The following is a 12,813-nucleotide window of genomic DNA, read 5'->3' on the forward strand; positions in this document are numbered from 1 at the left end:
CGTCAATGCCCCTCGGGCTGGAAGAAGGTGCCCACCGCCGCCGCCATCGCCGTGCGCCAGGCGACATAGCCGGTGATCCCCGTGGCGATCGCCAGCGCCGCCCAGCACAGGGCGGGATGGAAATCCTCCACCATCAGCAGGATGGCGAAGGCGGCCGCGGGGAAGGTGAAGCTCCACCAGACGATGCTGAAGGGCAGCGCCGCGAAGTGCCGCGCCATGGAGAGCAGCACGGCGGCGATCAGCACGGCGAGGCCCGTCAGCGACAGGCTCGCCCCGCCCGCCTGCCCCGTCAGCGCCACCAGCGCCAGCGCGCCGACGGCCGGCGGCGCCAGGAAGATGGCGACCGAGGGCAGCAAGGGCGCCGGCAGCTTCGGCCCCGCGAAGAAGCGGTGCAGCAGCAGCGGCATCATGATCAGCCAGAGCAGCAGGCCCACGCCGAACATCATCCAGGACGCGTCGAGGAAGCCCATCCGCGCCCCCAGCGCCGGCGCCAGGATGTTGCCGACGAAGGGGATCAGCAGCGGCGGCGCCAGCATCGCCGCATCGGCGCGCCCCAGCAGCACGCGGCGCAGCAGCAGCATCGCCACCAGCAGGTGCAGCGGCACCGCCATCGCCCAGAGCGCGGCGCCGAGGCGCGGCGCATAGGGCCAGGCGGCGGCGGAGACGATCATGAAGCCGATGGTCGGCGCCGCCAGGAAGGCCAGCCGCACGGGATTCGCCGCTTCCTGCGCGAAGGCATCCGGGTGCCGCCACCATCGCGCCGCCTGCGCGGCGACGATGCCAAGCCACACCACGAAGGTCAGCGCCAGCAGCGCTTCCCCCACCAGCCCCGGCACCCCCAGCGTCTGCGCCGCCTGCCGCCAGGCCAGGCCGGCGCCGCCCAGCCCCATCGGCATGGCAAGCAGCGGCAGCGGCAGGAAGGCCAGCGTCGGCGCCGTGCGCATCACCCGGTCGATCTTCACAGCGTCACGCTGCCCCTGAACATCGGCACGCAGCCGCCACCGACCGTCGCCCGGATCCCATCCGCGGTCCGCCGCGCGGTGGTGCGCAGCACGCTCGGCCGCCCCATCTCGACACCCTGGGTCATCACCCAGGCTCCCTCCTCGGCCCCCGACAGGTGCAGCAGGAAGCCGGCGAGCGGCGTGGCCGCGCTGCCCGTCGCCGCATCCTCCCAGGTGCCGACCAGCGGGGAGAACATGCGCGTCCGCAGCCCCTCCCCCGCCTGGCGGTACAGATACAGCGCGAGCTTGCCGCCCAGCGCCGGCTCGGAGGCCACCGCGCGGCGGAAGGCGCCGATGTCCGGCGATGCGGCCGTCATCGCCGCCTCCGTCACCTCCACCAGCAGCCGCGGATTGCCGCCATCGCTGGCGATGGTAGGCGGGTGATGCGCGGTGACGACACCGGCCGGGTCGATCCCCGCGCAGGCGGCCGCGATCTCCACGCTCATCGTCGGCCCGACCTTGAGCGCCTGCGGCGCCGCGATGGTGGCGCCCGTCACGGCCCCCGCGCCATCCCGCTCGATCCGCACCTCGACCAGCCCGGCGATCTCCTCGAAGCGCAGCACGCCATCCACCGCGCGGTCGGCCAGCACATAGCCCGTGCCGACATTGGGATGGCCCGCGAAGGGCATCTCCGCCGTGCGGTGGAAGATGCGCACGCGCGCGGTGTTCGCCGCATCCGCCGCCGGCAGCACGAAGGTGGTCTCGGAGAGATTCATCTCCGCCGCCAGCGCCTGCAACTCGGCATCCGTCATGCCCCGCGCATCGGGGAAGACGGCCAGCTGGTTGCCGCCGAAGCGACGGTCGGTGAAGACATCGACCGTCACGAACTCGAATCTTCTCAAGAAAGCTGCCCCACTCTCGCCGGGTCCATCGTCACTCCATGGCCGAGCGGCCCATGCCCCTGGCCGAGCCCCGGCGCCGCCAGCATCGCCGCCCGCACATAGGCCCGCGCCCGCACCACGGCGTCCCGCAGCGCCATCCCCTGCGCCAGCCCGCAGGCCAGCGCGGAGGCGAGGGTGCAGCCCGTGCCATGGGTGTGGCGGCTCTCGATCCGCGCGCTCTCGAAACTCTCGGTACCCTCCGGCGTCGCCAGCAGGTCCGTCAGCACCGGGCCTTCCAGGTGTCCACCCTTCAGCAGAACGGCCCGCACGCCGCGGCCCAGCAGCGCATCCGCCGCGCGCCGCATGTCATCCACGGCGGTGATCGAAAGCCCTGTCAGCGCCTCGGCCTCCGGCAGGTTGGGGGTGATGACGGCCGCCATGGGCAGCAGCCGCGCGGTCAGCGTGGCCACGGCCTCCGCCGCCAGCAGCGGATGCCCGCCCTTGGCCACCATCACGGGGTCCGCGACCAGCGGGATGCCGGGGCCGAATTCCTCCAGCGCGCCGCACACCGCCTCGATGGTCGTAGAATCCGCCAGCATGCCGGTCTTGAAGGAATCGGCCCCGATATCCTCCAGCACCATGCGGATCTGGAGGCGGATGAACTCGGGCGCCACGCCGAGCACCCCCTGCACCCCCAGCGTGTTCTGCGCCGTCAGCGCCGTCACCGCCGTCGCGGCATAGCCGCCCAGCGCCGAGATCGCCTTGATATCCGCCTGGATCCCCGCGCCGCCGCCGCTATCCGACCCCGCGCAGACCAGCACCCGTCCCTGCATCGCGCTCATTCCGCGGCGCCCGCCTTGCGGATCGCCCCCGCCGCCGCCCGGGCACGGATCAGCGCCGCCAGCTCATCCACCGTGGCGCGCATCTCCCCCTCATCCTCCGCTTCCGCCATCACCCGGATCAGCGGTTCCGTCCCGCTCGCCCGCACCAGCACGCGCCCCCGCTTGCCGAGCCTGGCGCCGGCCGCCGCGATGCCCTCCGTCACCTCCGCATCCCGCAGGGGGGAGGCGCCGGTGTAGCGGATGTTCACCAGGCGCTGGGGCAGCGGCTCGAACCGCCGGCAGACCTCGCTGGCGGGGCGCCGCTCCTCCACCAGCATCGCCAGCACCTGCAGCGCCGCCACCAGCCCGTCCCCCGTGGTGCCGAAGTCGGACAGGATCACATGCCCGGACTGCTCGCCCCCCAGGTTGCAGCCGGCCTCGCGCATCCGCTCCCCCACATAGCGGTCGCCCACCTGGGTGCGGTGCAGCGCCAGGCCCAGCCCCTCCAGGTGCCGCTCCAGCCCGAGGTTGGACATGACGGTCGCCACCACCCCGCCGCCCACCAGCCTTCCCTGCCGGTGCCACGATCCCGCGATGGCCGCCAGGATCTGGTCGCCATCGATCACGCGCCCCTGCTCATCCACCAGCACCAGCCGGTCGGCATCCCCATCCAGCGCGATGCCGAGATCCGCGCGCCGTTCCCGCACCAGCTCCGCCAGCTTGGCCGGCGCCGTCGCCCCGCAATCCCGGTTGATGTTGAAGCCATCGGGCGTGACGCCGGTGGAGACCACCTCCGCCCCCAGCTCCCACAGCACCGTCGGCGCCACCTTGTAGGCCGCGCCATGCGCGCAATCGATCGCGATGCGCAGCCCGTCCAGGCTCCGCCCCTTCGGGAAGCTCGCCTTGGCGCTCTCGATGTAGCGCCCCGGCGCGTCCTCCAGCCGGTTCGCCCGCCCCAGCTTCGTCGGCGCCGCCAGGCTTTCGAGGAAATTGGGCGCGTCCATCAGCGCCTCGATCTCCGCCTCCTGCGCGTCGGACAGCTTCAGCCCGTCCGGCCCGAACAGCTTGATGCCGTTATCCTCGAAGAGGTTGTGGCTGGCCGAGATCATGACGCCGAGGTCGCAACGGAGGCTCCGCGTCAGCATGGCGATGGCCGGCGTCGGGATCGGCCCCACCAGCATCACATCCATCCCCGCGCCGACGAAGCCCGCCGTCAGCGCCGGTTCCAGCATGTAGCCGGACAGCCTGGTATCCTTGCCGATGACGACGCGGTGCCGGTGGCTGCCCCGGTTGAAGAAGCGCCCCGTCGCCTGGCCGAGCCGCAGCGCGGTGCCCGCATCCATCGGCGGCTGGTTGGCCTTGCCGCGGATGCCATCGGTGCCGAAAAGCTTGCGAGGGGGCGTGCTCATGCCGGGCCTTCTAGCGCCCCGCCCGGCGCTTTGAAATGCGGCGCTACTCCGCCATGGCCCCCGGCCCCCGCACCGCCGCCGCCGGGCATTTGCCGAGGATGATCATCCCCAGCACCTCATCCTTCGTCACGTCGCTGGTCCGCGCCGTGCCGACCAGCCGCCCGTTCTTCATGACGCTGACGCGGTCCGCCAGGTCGAAGACGTCATGGATGTCGTGGCTGATCAGGAAGATGCCGATCCCCTGCGCCTTCAGCTGCTTCACCAGCTCCCCCACCTGCGCCGTCTCCGCGGGCCCCAGCGCCGCGGTGGGTTCGTCCATGATCAGGATGCGGGCGTTGAAGTGGATGGCCCGCGCGATGGCGACGGATTGCCGCTGCCCGCCCGACAGCGCCCGCACCGGTTCCTTGAAGCGCCGGAAATGCGGGTTCAGCCGCGCCATCACCTGGCGCGTCGCCGATTCCATCGCCGCATCGTCAAGCATCCCCCAGCGCGTCACCAATTCGCGCCCGAGGAAGATGTTGGCCGCCGCATCGACATTGTCGGCCAGCGCCAGCGTCTGGTAGATCGTCTCGATCCCGTAGCGCTTGGCATCGCGCGGCGTCGCGATATCGGCCGGCTCGCCCTCCACCAGGATCTCCCCGGCATCGGCGCGATAGGCCCCGGACAGGATCTTGATCAGCGTGGACTTGCCCGCGCCGTTATGGCCGAGCAGGGCCACGACCTCCCCCGGCATCAGGTCCACCGACACGTCATCAACGGCCTTGATGCCGCCGAAGGCGATGGAGACGCCGCGCATCTCCACGAGGGGTGTCGTCATCGGATGCGCTTCCTCCACGCCCCGTCCAGCCAGACCGCGAAGACCAGCACCAGCCCCACCACGATGTTCTGCAGCGGCGTATCGACGCCCAGCAGCACCATGCCGGATTGCAGGGACTGCATCACCAGCGCCCCCAGCATCGCCCCCGCCACGGTGCCCATGCCACCGGCCAGGGAGGTGCCGCCGATCACCGCCGCAGCGATGACATACAGCTCGTCCAGCGTCCCCGCCGCATTCGTCGCCGCGTTCAGCCGCGCCGTCGCGATGCAGGCCGAAAGCCCCGCCAGCGCGCCCATCAGCCCGAAGACCATCATCAGGCTGCGCCGGGTGTTCACGCCTGACAGTTCCGCCGCCTCCGGATTGCCGCCGATGGCGAAGACATAGCGGCCGAAGCGCGTGCGCGTGGCCAGCACCGTCATCGCCACGCCGACCAGCAGCGCGACGATCACCGGGATCGCCAGCCCATGCGGGATGAACAGCCCGCCCGGCGGCCAGGCGATGCCCTGCGCCTCCGCCATCCGCCGCGCGACGCCGACCGGGATCGGGTAGCTGTTCGCCACCGCGACGGCGCCGATCACCACCAGGCAGGCGAGGCCCATCAGCACCCCCTCCGCCCAGCCCGGCCGCACCGGGAAGCCGAAGGCCAGCCGCCGGCGCCGCAGCATCACCATGCCAGCCACGATGGCGGCGCAGGCGATGCCGGCCAGCACCCAGGACGCCGTGGCGCCGATCGCGCCCTCGATCCCGCCGCCCAGCATGCGGAAGCGCCCATCCATCGGCGCCACCGTCTGCCCCTGCGTCACCCACCAGGCCGCCCCGCGCCAGACCAGCAGCCCCCCCAGCGTCACGATGAAGGAGGGAATGCCGAGATAGGCAATGAGGCTGCCCTGCATCAGCCCGATGGCCCCGCCCAGCGCAATGCCGACCGCGACCGCGATGAAGGCCGTCGCGGGATGCTCCAGCCCCAGCATCTCCGGCAGCCAGCGCGCCTGCACCACGCCCACCACCATGCCGACGAAGCCCAGCACCGCGCCGACGCTGAGGTCGATGTTCCGCGTGACGATGACCAGCACCATCCCGCAGGCCATGACGGCGACGGAGGCGGTCTGCACCGACAGGTTCCAGAGGTTCCGCGGCGTCAGGAAGGCGCCGCCCGACAGCAGGTCGAACCCCACCCAGATCACCGCCAGCGCGCCGAGCATCCCGACGAGCCGCGGATCAACCTCGAGATGCCGCATTCAGGCGCTGCCCCGCATCGCGCGGATGGCCCTCTCCCCCCTCAAAGGGAAGGAGGATGGGGAGAGGGCTGGAAGAGGGTGGCGTCCCACCCTCAATTGCACGCCTGCACGCGCCCGGCCGGAATCCCCTGGCACACCGCGGCCCGCGGCGCCCAGCCGGCCTCGATCACCACGCCCAGATTCTCCCGCGTCACCGGCACCGGCGCCAGGAAGCGCGCCGTCATCCGCGCGCGCTGCGGGCCCTCGTTCCACTGGACCGCGCCCGGCACCTCCGCCAGCCGCGCCCCGCCGGCCAGGCGGATCGCGATCTCGGCGGCGTTCTTGCCGAGTTCCCGCGCATCCTTCCAGATCGTCACGGTCTGCGTGCCCGCCGCGATGCGGTTCAGCGCCGCGCGATCCGCATCCTGGCCGGAAACCGGCACGCTGCCCGCCAGGCCCTGCGCCGCCAGCGCCGCGATGGCGCCGCCCGCCGTGCCGTCATTCGCCGCCACCACCGCATCGATGCGGTTGTTGTTGCGGGTCAGCATCTGCTCCATGTTCCGCTGCGCATTGGCGGGCAGCCAGCCATCCGTATAGGCCTCGCCCACATTGCGGATGCGGCCGGCATCGATGTGCGGCTTCAGGATCTCCATCGATCCGCGGAACAGGAAATCGGCGTTGGGGTCCGACGAGCTGCCCTTGATGAAGGCGTAGTTGCCCTCCGCCTTCTGGGCCAGGACGCTGCGCGCCATCATGCGGCCGACCTCGACGTTGTCGAAGGTCAGGTAGAAGACCTCCGGCATCTCGATCAGGCGGTCATAGCCGACCACGGCCACGCCCTCATTGATCGCCTTCTGCACGCCGGGCCGCACCGCGGCCGCATCCTGCGCCAGCACGATCAGCGCCTTGGCGCCACGCGCCAGCAGGCTCTCGATATCCGTCAGCTGCTTGCCCGGATTGGACTGCGCATCGGCCGAGAGGTAGCTGCCGCCCGCCGCGCGGATCGCCGCCTGGATCGCGGCCTCATCCGTCTTCCAGCGTTCCTCCTGGAAGTTGGACCAGGAAACGCCGATGACCGGCCCCCTGCCTTGGGCTTGGGCCCCCCGGGCCACCGCGCCCAGCGCCGGCACCGCCAGCGCGGTGCCCAGCAGCCCGCGCCGCGTGAATCGATGGATCATTCTCGCCTCCCCATTCCACCGGTCGTATGCACGACCTTGCTGAAAGGGAGGCTCCCGCGACCTGCCGCCCCGCGTCAAGCGCGGCGTGCGTTTCCGGCATCAGCCATCGTCATCCTCCACGCCGCCCGCCGATACCGCGTTCCAGACCGCGAGCGCCTGGACGGTTTCCGCGACATCATGCACCCGGATGATCGCCGCCCCATGCGCCGCGGCATGCAGCGCCGCCGCGACCGACCCCGCCACGCGGTCCACCGGCGTCTCCACCCCGGACAGCTCCCCGATGAAGCGCTTGCGGCTGGCGCCGAAGACGATGGGCAGGCCGAGTCCCGCCAGCAGCGGCAGGCGCTCCATCAGCGCCAGGTTGTGCGGCAGGCGCTTGCCGAAGCCGATGCCGGGGTCGATCGCCAGCCGCCCGCGGGGGATGCCCATCCGCTCCACCGCCGCCACGCGGTCGGCCAGGAACTGCGCCACCTCCAGCGCCACGTCGCCGTAGCGCGGATCCTGTTGCATGGTGCGCGGATCGTCGCCCAGCATGTGCATCAGGATCACGCTGGCCTCGCTGCGCGCCAGCACCCGCGCGGCGGCGGGATCGTGGCGCAGCGCCGTCACGTCGTTGACGATCTCCGCCCCGGCCTCCAGCGCCGCCAGCATGGTGGCCGCGTTGCGGGTATCGACGCTGATGGTGGCGGCCTTCGCGAGTTCCCGGATGACCGGCAGGATGCGCCGGCACTCCTCCTCCGGCGCCACGGGCTGCGCGCCGGGGCGCGTGCTCTCCCCCCCGATGTCGAGGAGATCGGCCCCCGCCTCCAGCAGCATGTGCCCGGCATCGATGGCGTTCGCATGGTCCGCGAAATGCCCGCCATCGCTGAAGCTGTCCGGCGTGACGTTCAGGATGCCCATCACCAGCGGGCGCCCGCCCTCATGCGGCAGGGCGAGGCCCGCGAAGCCGGCGGGCGGGCGCGTCAGCGCCAGCACCCGCTCCTGCCACCCATCCGGCACATCGGCCAGCGCCAGCGCGCCCTCCGGCGCCCCCGGGCCCATCAGCCGCACCATGGTGAAGGCGCCCGGCCCGCCGGCCAGCGGCAGGGCGAGGTCGGCGGCGACGGCCGTCGCGGCGGCGCGGCCCTGCAGCAGGCCCAGTGGCTCCACCCAGCTTTCTGTCACGACTCGCCGCCCCGGTATCCACCCTGTGTCCGACGATGCCGCGCGTCCCGGGAATCGGGAACCCGGAATCGGAAACGGCCCGCACCAGGCGGTGCGGGCCGTTTCGCGTCAGGCGATGCGGGCGGGGGCCGGGCCCCCGCCGCCTCAGGTTCCGGGCGCGTCAGGTCCCGGGCGCGGGGGCGAAGCCGCCGCCCGTGCTCGGGCGCGGGTTCGGCCGCCCGCTGGTCGGCACGCTGCCGCGGCCCTGGTTCACCGGCTCATCCGGCCGGACCCGCACGATGGGTTCGCCCTTGATGATCTGCTTGATCTCGTCGCCGCTGATCGTCTCGTGCTCCAGCAGGCCCTTGGCCAGCAGGTGCAGCTCGTCGATGTTCTCGCTCAGCACCTTCGTCGCGCGGGCATAGGCCGCATCGATGATGGAGCGGATCTCGGCATCGATCTTCCGCGCCGTCTCCTCCGACAGGTTCTTGGACTGGGTCACGCTATGGCCCAGGAAGACCTCCTGGTCGTTGGAGCCATAGGCGATCATGCCGAGGTTGTCGGACATGCCCCATTCCGTGACCATCCGGCGCGCCTGGTCGGTCGCCATCTTGATGTCGCCGGAGGCGCCGTTGGAGACCTTGTCGGCGCCGAAGATCAGTTCCTCCGCCACGCGCCCGCCCATCGCCATGGCGAGTTCCGCCTTCAGCTTGGACTTGTGCTTGGAGTAGCGGTCGCCGGCCGGCAGCGACATCACCAGGCCCAGCGCCCGGCCGCGCGGGATGATGGTCGCCTTGTGGACGGGGTCGCATTCCGGCTCATGCATCGCGACCAGCGCGTGGCCGGCCTCGTGATAGGCCGTCATGCGCTTCTCATCCTCGGACATGACGAGGCTGCGGCGCTCCGCGCCCATCATCACCTTGTCCTTGGCAGCCTCGAACTCCGCCATGCCGACCGTGCGGCGGCCGGTGCGGGCCGCGAGCAGCGCCGCCTCGTTCACCAGGTTGGCGAGGTCGGCACCGGAGAAGCCCGGGGTGCCGCGCGCGATGGTCTTCGGATCGACGTCGGAGGCCAGCGGCACCTTCCGCATATGGACGCGGAGGATCTTCTCCCGCCCGTTCACATCGGGGTTCGGCACCACGACCTGGCGGTCGAAGCGGCCCGGGCGCAGCAGCGCGGGGTCCAGCACGTCCGGCCGGTTGGTGGCGGCGATGATGATGACGCCCTCGTTCGACTCGAAGCCGTCCATCTCCACGAGCATCTGGTTCAGCGTCTGCTCGCGCTCGTCATTGCCACCGCCGAGGCCCGCGCCGCGGTGGCGGCCCACCGCGTCGATCTCGTCGATGAAGATGATGCAGGGCGCGTTCTTCTTGCCCTGCTCGAACATGTCGCGCACGCGGCTGGCGCCCACGCCCACGAACATCTCGACGAAGTCGGAGCCGGAGATGGTGAAGAAGGGCACGTTGGCCTCGCCGGCGATGGACCGCGCCAGCAGCGTCTTGCCCGTGCCGGGCGGGCCCACCAGCAGCACGCCCTTCGGGATCTTGCCGCCCAGGCGCTGGAACTTCTGCGGGTCGCGCAGGAATTCCACGATCTCCTCCAGCTCGGACTTCGCTTCCTCGATGCCCGCCACGTCGTCGAAGGTGACGCGGCCCTGCTTCTCGGTCAGCAGCTTGGCCTTGGACTTGCCGAAGCCCATGGCGCGGCCGCCGCCGCCCTGCATCTGGCGCATGAAGAACACCCAGACGCCGATCAGCAGCAGCATCGGGAACCAGCTGAGCAGATAGTGGAACAGCGGGTTGACGTCGCTTTCCTCCGGCCGCGCCACCACCCGCACGCCCTTCTCGGTCAGGCGCGTCACCAGGTTGGGGTCTTCCGGCGTGTAGGTCTGGAAGCCGCGCCCGTCATTCAGCTGGCCGGTGACGGTCCGGCCCGTGATGGTCACGTCCCGGACATGGCCGGCGCTGACCTCGTTCAGGAAGTCGGAATAGGCCACCTGCTGCGCCGCGCGGCTGCTCCCGCCCGAGGGCTGGAACAGGTTGAACAGCGCCACCAGCAGCAGCGCCACGATCACCCACAGCGCCAGGTTCCGGCCGAAATTGTTCACGTTGGCATCCCTTTGGGGCTTCCCAGGCTGGCCCTTTCGCAACGACGCGAGGGGCGGGCCGCTCCACTGCACAGATAGGAACGCTGCCGCCCTCTTCCATCCCAGGACCGCAATGCTCAGGCACAGGCCCCGCCCGCCGGCGCGAAGCGCAGGCGGAAGCCGGGACCGGCCCCGGATGAAGGATAGGACAGGCCGGGCGCCGCGACCAGCACAGTGTCGCGACGGATCGCCGGCATCGTCGCCGCCACGCAGGCCGGCAGCCAGCCCGGCCGCGGCACCCGATCCGCCCCGAGCGGCCCGATGACGCAGCCCGGCGGCGGCGTCCCCTCCAGCACGAAGCGCCCGTCCCAGCAGGCGCCCGGCGCGGCCGGCACCGGCGGCGCCATCGCCGCCGCCTCCCGCAGCAGCAGCCCGCCCCGCATCAGCCGCGCGCCGCCCAGCGTGCCCGCGCCGCGCGCCAGCAGCCCCGCCGCGGCCCCGGCGGGCGGCGCATAGGCGGCGCCGGACACCACCCGGATCAGCGCCGCGAAGGCCGCCGCGGCCACCCCGTCCCGCCCCAGCGCCCCGGCATCCACCCGCGCGAAACCCTCGGGATGCAGTTCGGCCGCGGCGGCGATCCGCGCCGCCACCGCCGCCTCCGCCCGTTCCCGCCGCCGCCCGAAGGCCGCCGCCGCCGCCGCCAGCGCGGCCACGGCCGGCCCATCGCCCGCCGCATCATCCAGCGCAGCGCGCAGCCGGACCCGCGCAAAGGCCTTGTTTCCGTTGGAGGGATCGCGCAGCGCCGCAAGCCCCGCCGCCGCCACCACCGCCTCCAGCCGCGCCGGCGCCACGCCCAGTAGCGGGCGGATCACCAGCGCCCCGCCGGCCGGCCTGGCCGCCGCCATGCCCGCCATCCCCGCCGGCCCGCTGCCCGCCAGGCCCCGCAGCAGCAGCGTCTCCGCCTGGTCGGCCCGATGCTGGCCGAGCGCCAGCCAGGGCGCCCCCACCGCGTCGCAGATCGCCAGCAGCGCGCGCAGTCGCCCCTCCCGCGCCCGCGCCTGCGCGCCCGGCCCGGGGTCCAGCCCCAGCGCCGCCACCCGCGCCTCGATCCCCCGCGCCGCCATCCAGCGCCGGACGGTCGCGGCCTCCGCCGCGCTGTCGGCCCGCAGGCCGTGATCCACCACCCCGGCCACCACCCGCCCACCCCGCGCTGCCGCCCAGCGCGCCAGCAGCAGCGCCAGCGCCAGGCTATGCGGCCCGCCGGAGACGCCCGCCACCAGCACCGGCGCAACGCCGAACGGCCCGAGCGGCGCCATCAGCGCGTCGAATTCCGACGCCCCGATGGCCCCCGGGCCATCCATCACGTTTGCGAGAGCTTCGTTAAGGCGCCGCGCTCAGCGGCACTGCGCCCGGCGCCGCGCATCCGCCACGCGCTCCGCCAGCGGGCCCGACAGGTTCGGGTAGCGGCTGCGCAGATCGCCCAGCTGGCTGCAGGCATCGCGGTTGTTGTTCAGGCCGATCAGCGCATTCGCCACGCCGAGCATGGCTTCCGGCGCGCGGGATCCCTGCTGGTTCCGGCGGAAGCCGTCATCATAGGCGATGGCGGCCGCGGCGAAGTCCCGCTTACCCGCCAGCGCATCGCCCAGCAGGATCTGCGCATCCACCGCCCGCGCCGAGTCGCGCGCCGCGATCACTTCCCGCGCCGCGGCCTCGGCGCCGGCGAAGTCCCGCCGCGCCAGCGCCGCCTGGCCTTCCTGCAGCGCGCGCTGCGGCGGCCGGGCCAGCGCGGCGGGCTGGGCCTGGGGCGCGGTGCCGGCCTGGGCCGGCGCGGCGGGGGCGGGCGCCGCCGCGGCCGGGCGCGCGGGCGCCGCCGCGGGCGCCGCGCCGGACCGCTGGCCTTCCATCTGCTGGAAACGGAAATCGACGTCGCCGGTCAGCTTCTCCACCCGTTCGCGCAGCTCGCGCTCCCGGAACTCGGCCTGCTCCGCGCGGCCGCGCACGCTGCGCAGCTCCTCCTCCAGGCGGGAGACGCGATCGAGCAGCTGGCCCACCAGCTCACCCTGCGGTGCCTGCTGCGGCTGCGCGGGGCGCGTCGCGCCGCCACCGAAGCCGAGCACGGAACTGCCGGCGGACGGCGCCGGCTGGCCCGCCATGCCCCCGCGCCGCAAGGCCTCCATCTCCTGCCGCAGCTGGAGAATCTGGTTCTGCAGGGCGATCCCCTCCCGCGTCTCGACCTGGGCCGCGGCGGGCGGGGCCAGGACCATCGGCGCGGCAAGCAGCGCGGCGATGAGGAGGGGGCGAACGAGGCGCATGGCGCTTT

At 72.7% G+C, this 12,813-nt stretch carries 11 protein-coding genes; all 11 read right to left on the reverse strand.

Features of this window, described 5'->3' with window-relative positions; translation table 11 throughout:
• Positions 1–2 precede the first annotated feature (2 nt).
• Positions 3–962, reverse strand: coding sequence for an SLAC1 family transporter (locus JJI54_RS14110; protein WP_164693191.1), 960 nt, complete (start codon positions 960–962; stop codon positions 3–5).
• Positions 959–1,843 (reverse strand): PhzF family phenazine biosynthesis protein, encoded by an 885-nt coding sequence (locus JJI54_RS14115; RefSeq protein ID WP_203073645.1) that lies wholly within the window; start codon positions 1,841–1,843, stop codon positions 959–961. The genes JJI54_RS14110 and JJI54_RS14115 overlap by 4 nt, the downstream gene beginning before the upstream one ends.
• The gene (gene thiD, locus JJI54_RS14120) at positions 1,840–2,655 is read right to left on the reverse strand and encodes a bifunctional hydroxymethylpyrimidine kinase/phosphomethylpyrimidine kinase (RefSeq protein WP_203073945.1); all 816 of its coding nucleotides are present in this window, start codon (positions 2,653–2,655) and stop codon (positions 1,840–1,842) included. The genes JJI54_RS14115 and thiD overlap by 4 nt, the downstream gene beginning before the upstream one ends.
• A 5-nt stretch (positions 2,656–2,660) precedes the next feature.
• Entirely contained in the window at positions 2,661–4,052 is a 1,392-nt protein-coding gene (gene glmM / locus JJI54_RS14125) for a phosphoglucosamine mutase (RefSeq protein ID WP_203073646.1), read from the reverse strand.
• 43 nt (positions 4,053–4,095) lie between these two features.
• Positions 4,096–4,869 (reverse strand): ATP-binding cassette domain-containing protein, encoded by a 774-nt coding sequence (locus JJI54_RS14130; RefSeq protein ID WP_203073647.1) that lies wholly within the window; start codon positions 4,867–4,869, stop codon positions 4,096–4,098.
• A complete protein-coding gene (locus tag JJI54_RS14135) occupies positions 4,866–6,107 on the reverse strand; it encodes a sugar ABC transporter permease (protein ID WP_203073648.1) in 1,242 nt (413 codons plus the stop codon). The genes JJI54_RS14130 and JJI54_RS14135 overlap by 4 nt, the downstream gene beginning before the upstream one ends.
• A 92-nt stretch (positions 6,108–6,199) precedes the next feature.
• Complete coding sequence (gene xylF, locus JJI54_RS14140; protein WP_203073649.1) at positions 6,200–7,264, reverse strand: D-xylose ABC transporter substrate-binding protein; 1,065 nt, start codon at positions 7,262–7,264, stop codon at positions 6,200–6,202.
• Between the two features lie 99 nt (positions 7,265–7,363).
• The gene (gene folP / locus JJI54_RS14145) at positions 7,364–8,413 is read right to left on the reverse strand and encodes a dihydropteroate synthase (RefSeq protein WP_318987507.1); all 1,050 of its coding nucleotides are present in this window, start codon (positions 8,411–8,413) and stop codon (positions 7,364–7,366) included.
• A 175-nt stretch (positions 8,414–8,588) separates the two neighbouring features.
• The gene (gene ftsH / locus JJI54_RS14150) at positions 8,589–10,514 is read right to left on the reverse strand and encodes an ATP-dependent zinc metalloprotease FtsH (RefSeq protein WP_203073651.1); all 1,926 of its coding nucleotides are present in this window, start codon (positions 10,512–10,514) and stop codon (positions 8,589–8,591) included.
• Positions 10,515–10,630: 116 nt separating this feature from the next.
• Positions 10,631–11,854: a tRNA lysidine(34) synthetase TilS gene (gene tilS, locus JJI54_RS14155; RefSeq protein ID WP_203073652.1), complete on the reverse strand. Its 1,224-nt coding sequence runs from the start codon at positions 11,852–11,854 to the stop codon at positions 10,631–10,633.
• 33 nt (positions 11,855–11,887) lie between these two features.
• Positions 11,888–12,805 carry a tol-pal system YbgF family protein gene (locus tag JJI54_RS14160; protein ID WP_203073653.1) on the reverse strand — a complete coding sequence of 306 codons (918 nt, stop codon included), beginning with the start codon at positions 12,803–12,805 and terminating at the stop codon, positions 11,888–11,890.
• Positions 12,806–12,813 lie beyond the last annotated feature (8 nt).

This window comes from Falsiroseomonas ponticola (genome assembly GCF_016805305.1).
Lineage (GTDB): Bacteria > Pseudomonadota > Alphaproteobacteria > Acetobacterales > Acetobacteraceae > Falsiroseomonas > Falsiroseomonas ponticola.

Excerpts from the sequence above, each read along its gene's own strand:
- thiD (WP_203073945.1), bottom strand. The coding sequence starts at position 2,655 with ATGCAGGGACGGGTGCTGGTCTGCGCGGGGTCGGATAGCGGCGGCGGC.
- glmM (WP_203073646.1), bottom strand. The coding sequence starts at position 4,052 with ATGAGCACGCCCCCTCGCAAGCTTTTCGGCACCGATGGCATCCGCGGC.
- JJI54_RS14130 (WP_203073647.1), bottom strand. The coding sequence starts at position 4,869 with ATGACGACACCCCTCGTGGAGATGCGCGGCGTCTCCATCGCCTTCGGC.
- JJI54_RS14135 (WP_203073648.1), bottom strand. The coding sequence starts at position 6,107 with ATGCGGCATCTCGAGGTTGATCCGCGGCTCGTCGGGATGCTCGGCGCG.
- xylF (WP_203073649.1), bottom strand. The coding sequence starts at position 7,264 with ATGATCCATCGATTCACGCGGCGCGGGCTGCTGGGCACCGCGCTGGCG.
- tilS (WP_203073652.1), bottom strand. The coding sequence starts at position 11,854 with ATGGATGGCCCGGGGGCCATCGGGGCGTCGGAATTCGACGCGCTGATG.
- JJI54_RS14160 (WP_203073653.1), bottom strand. The coding sequence starts at position 12,805 with ATGCGCCTCGTTCGCCCCCTCCTCATCGCCGCGCTGCTTGCCGCGCCG.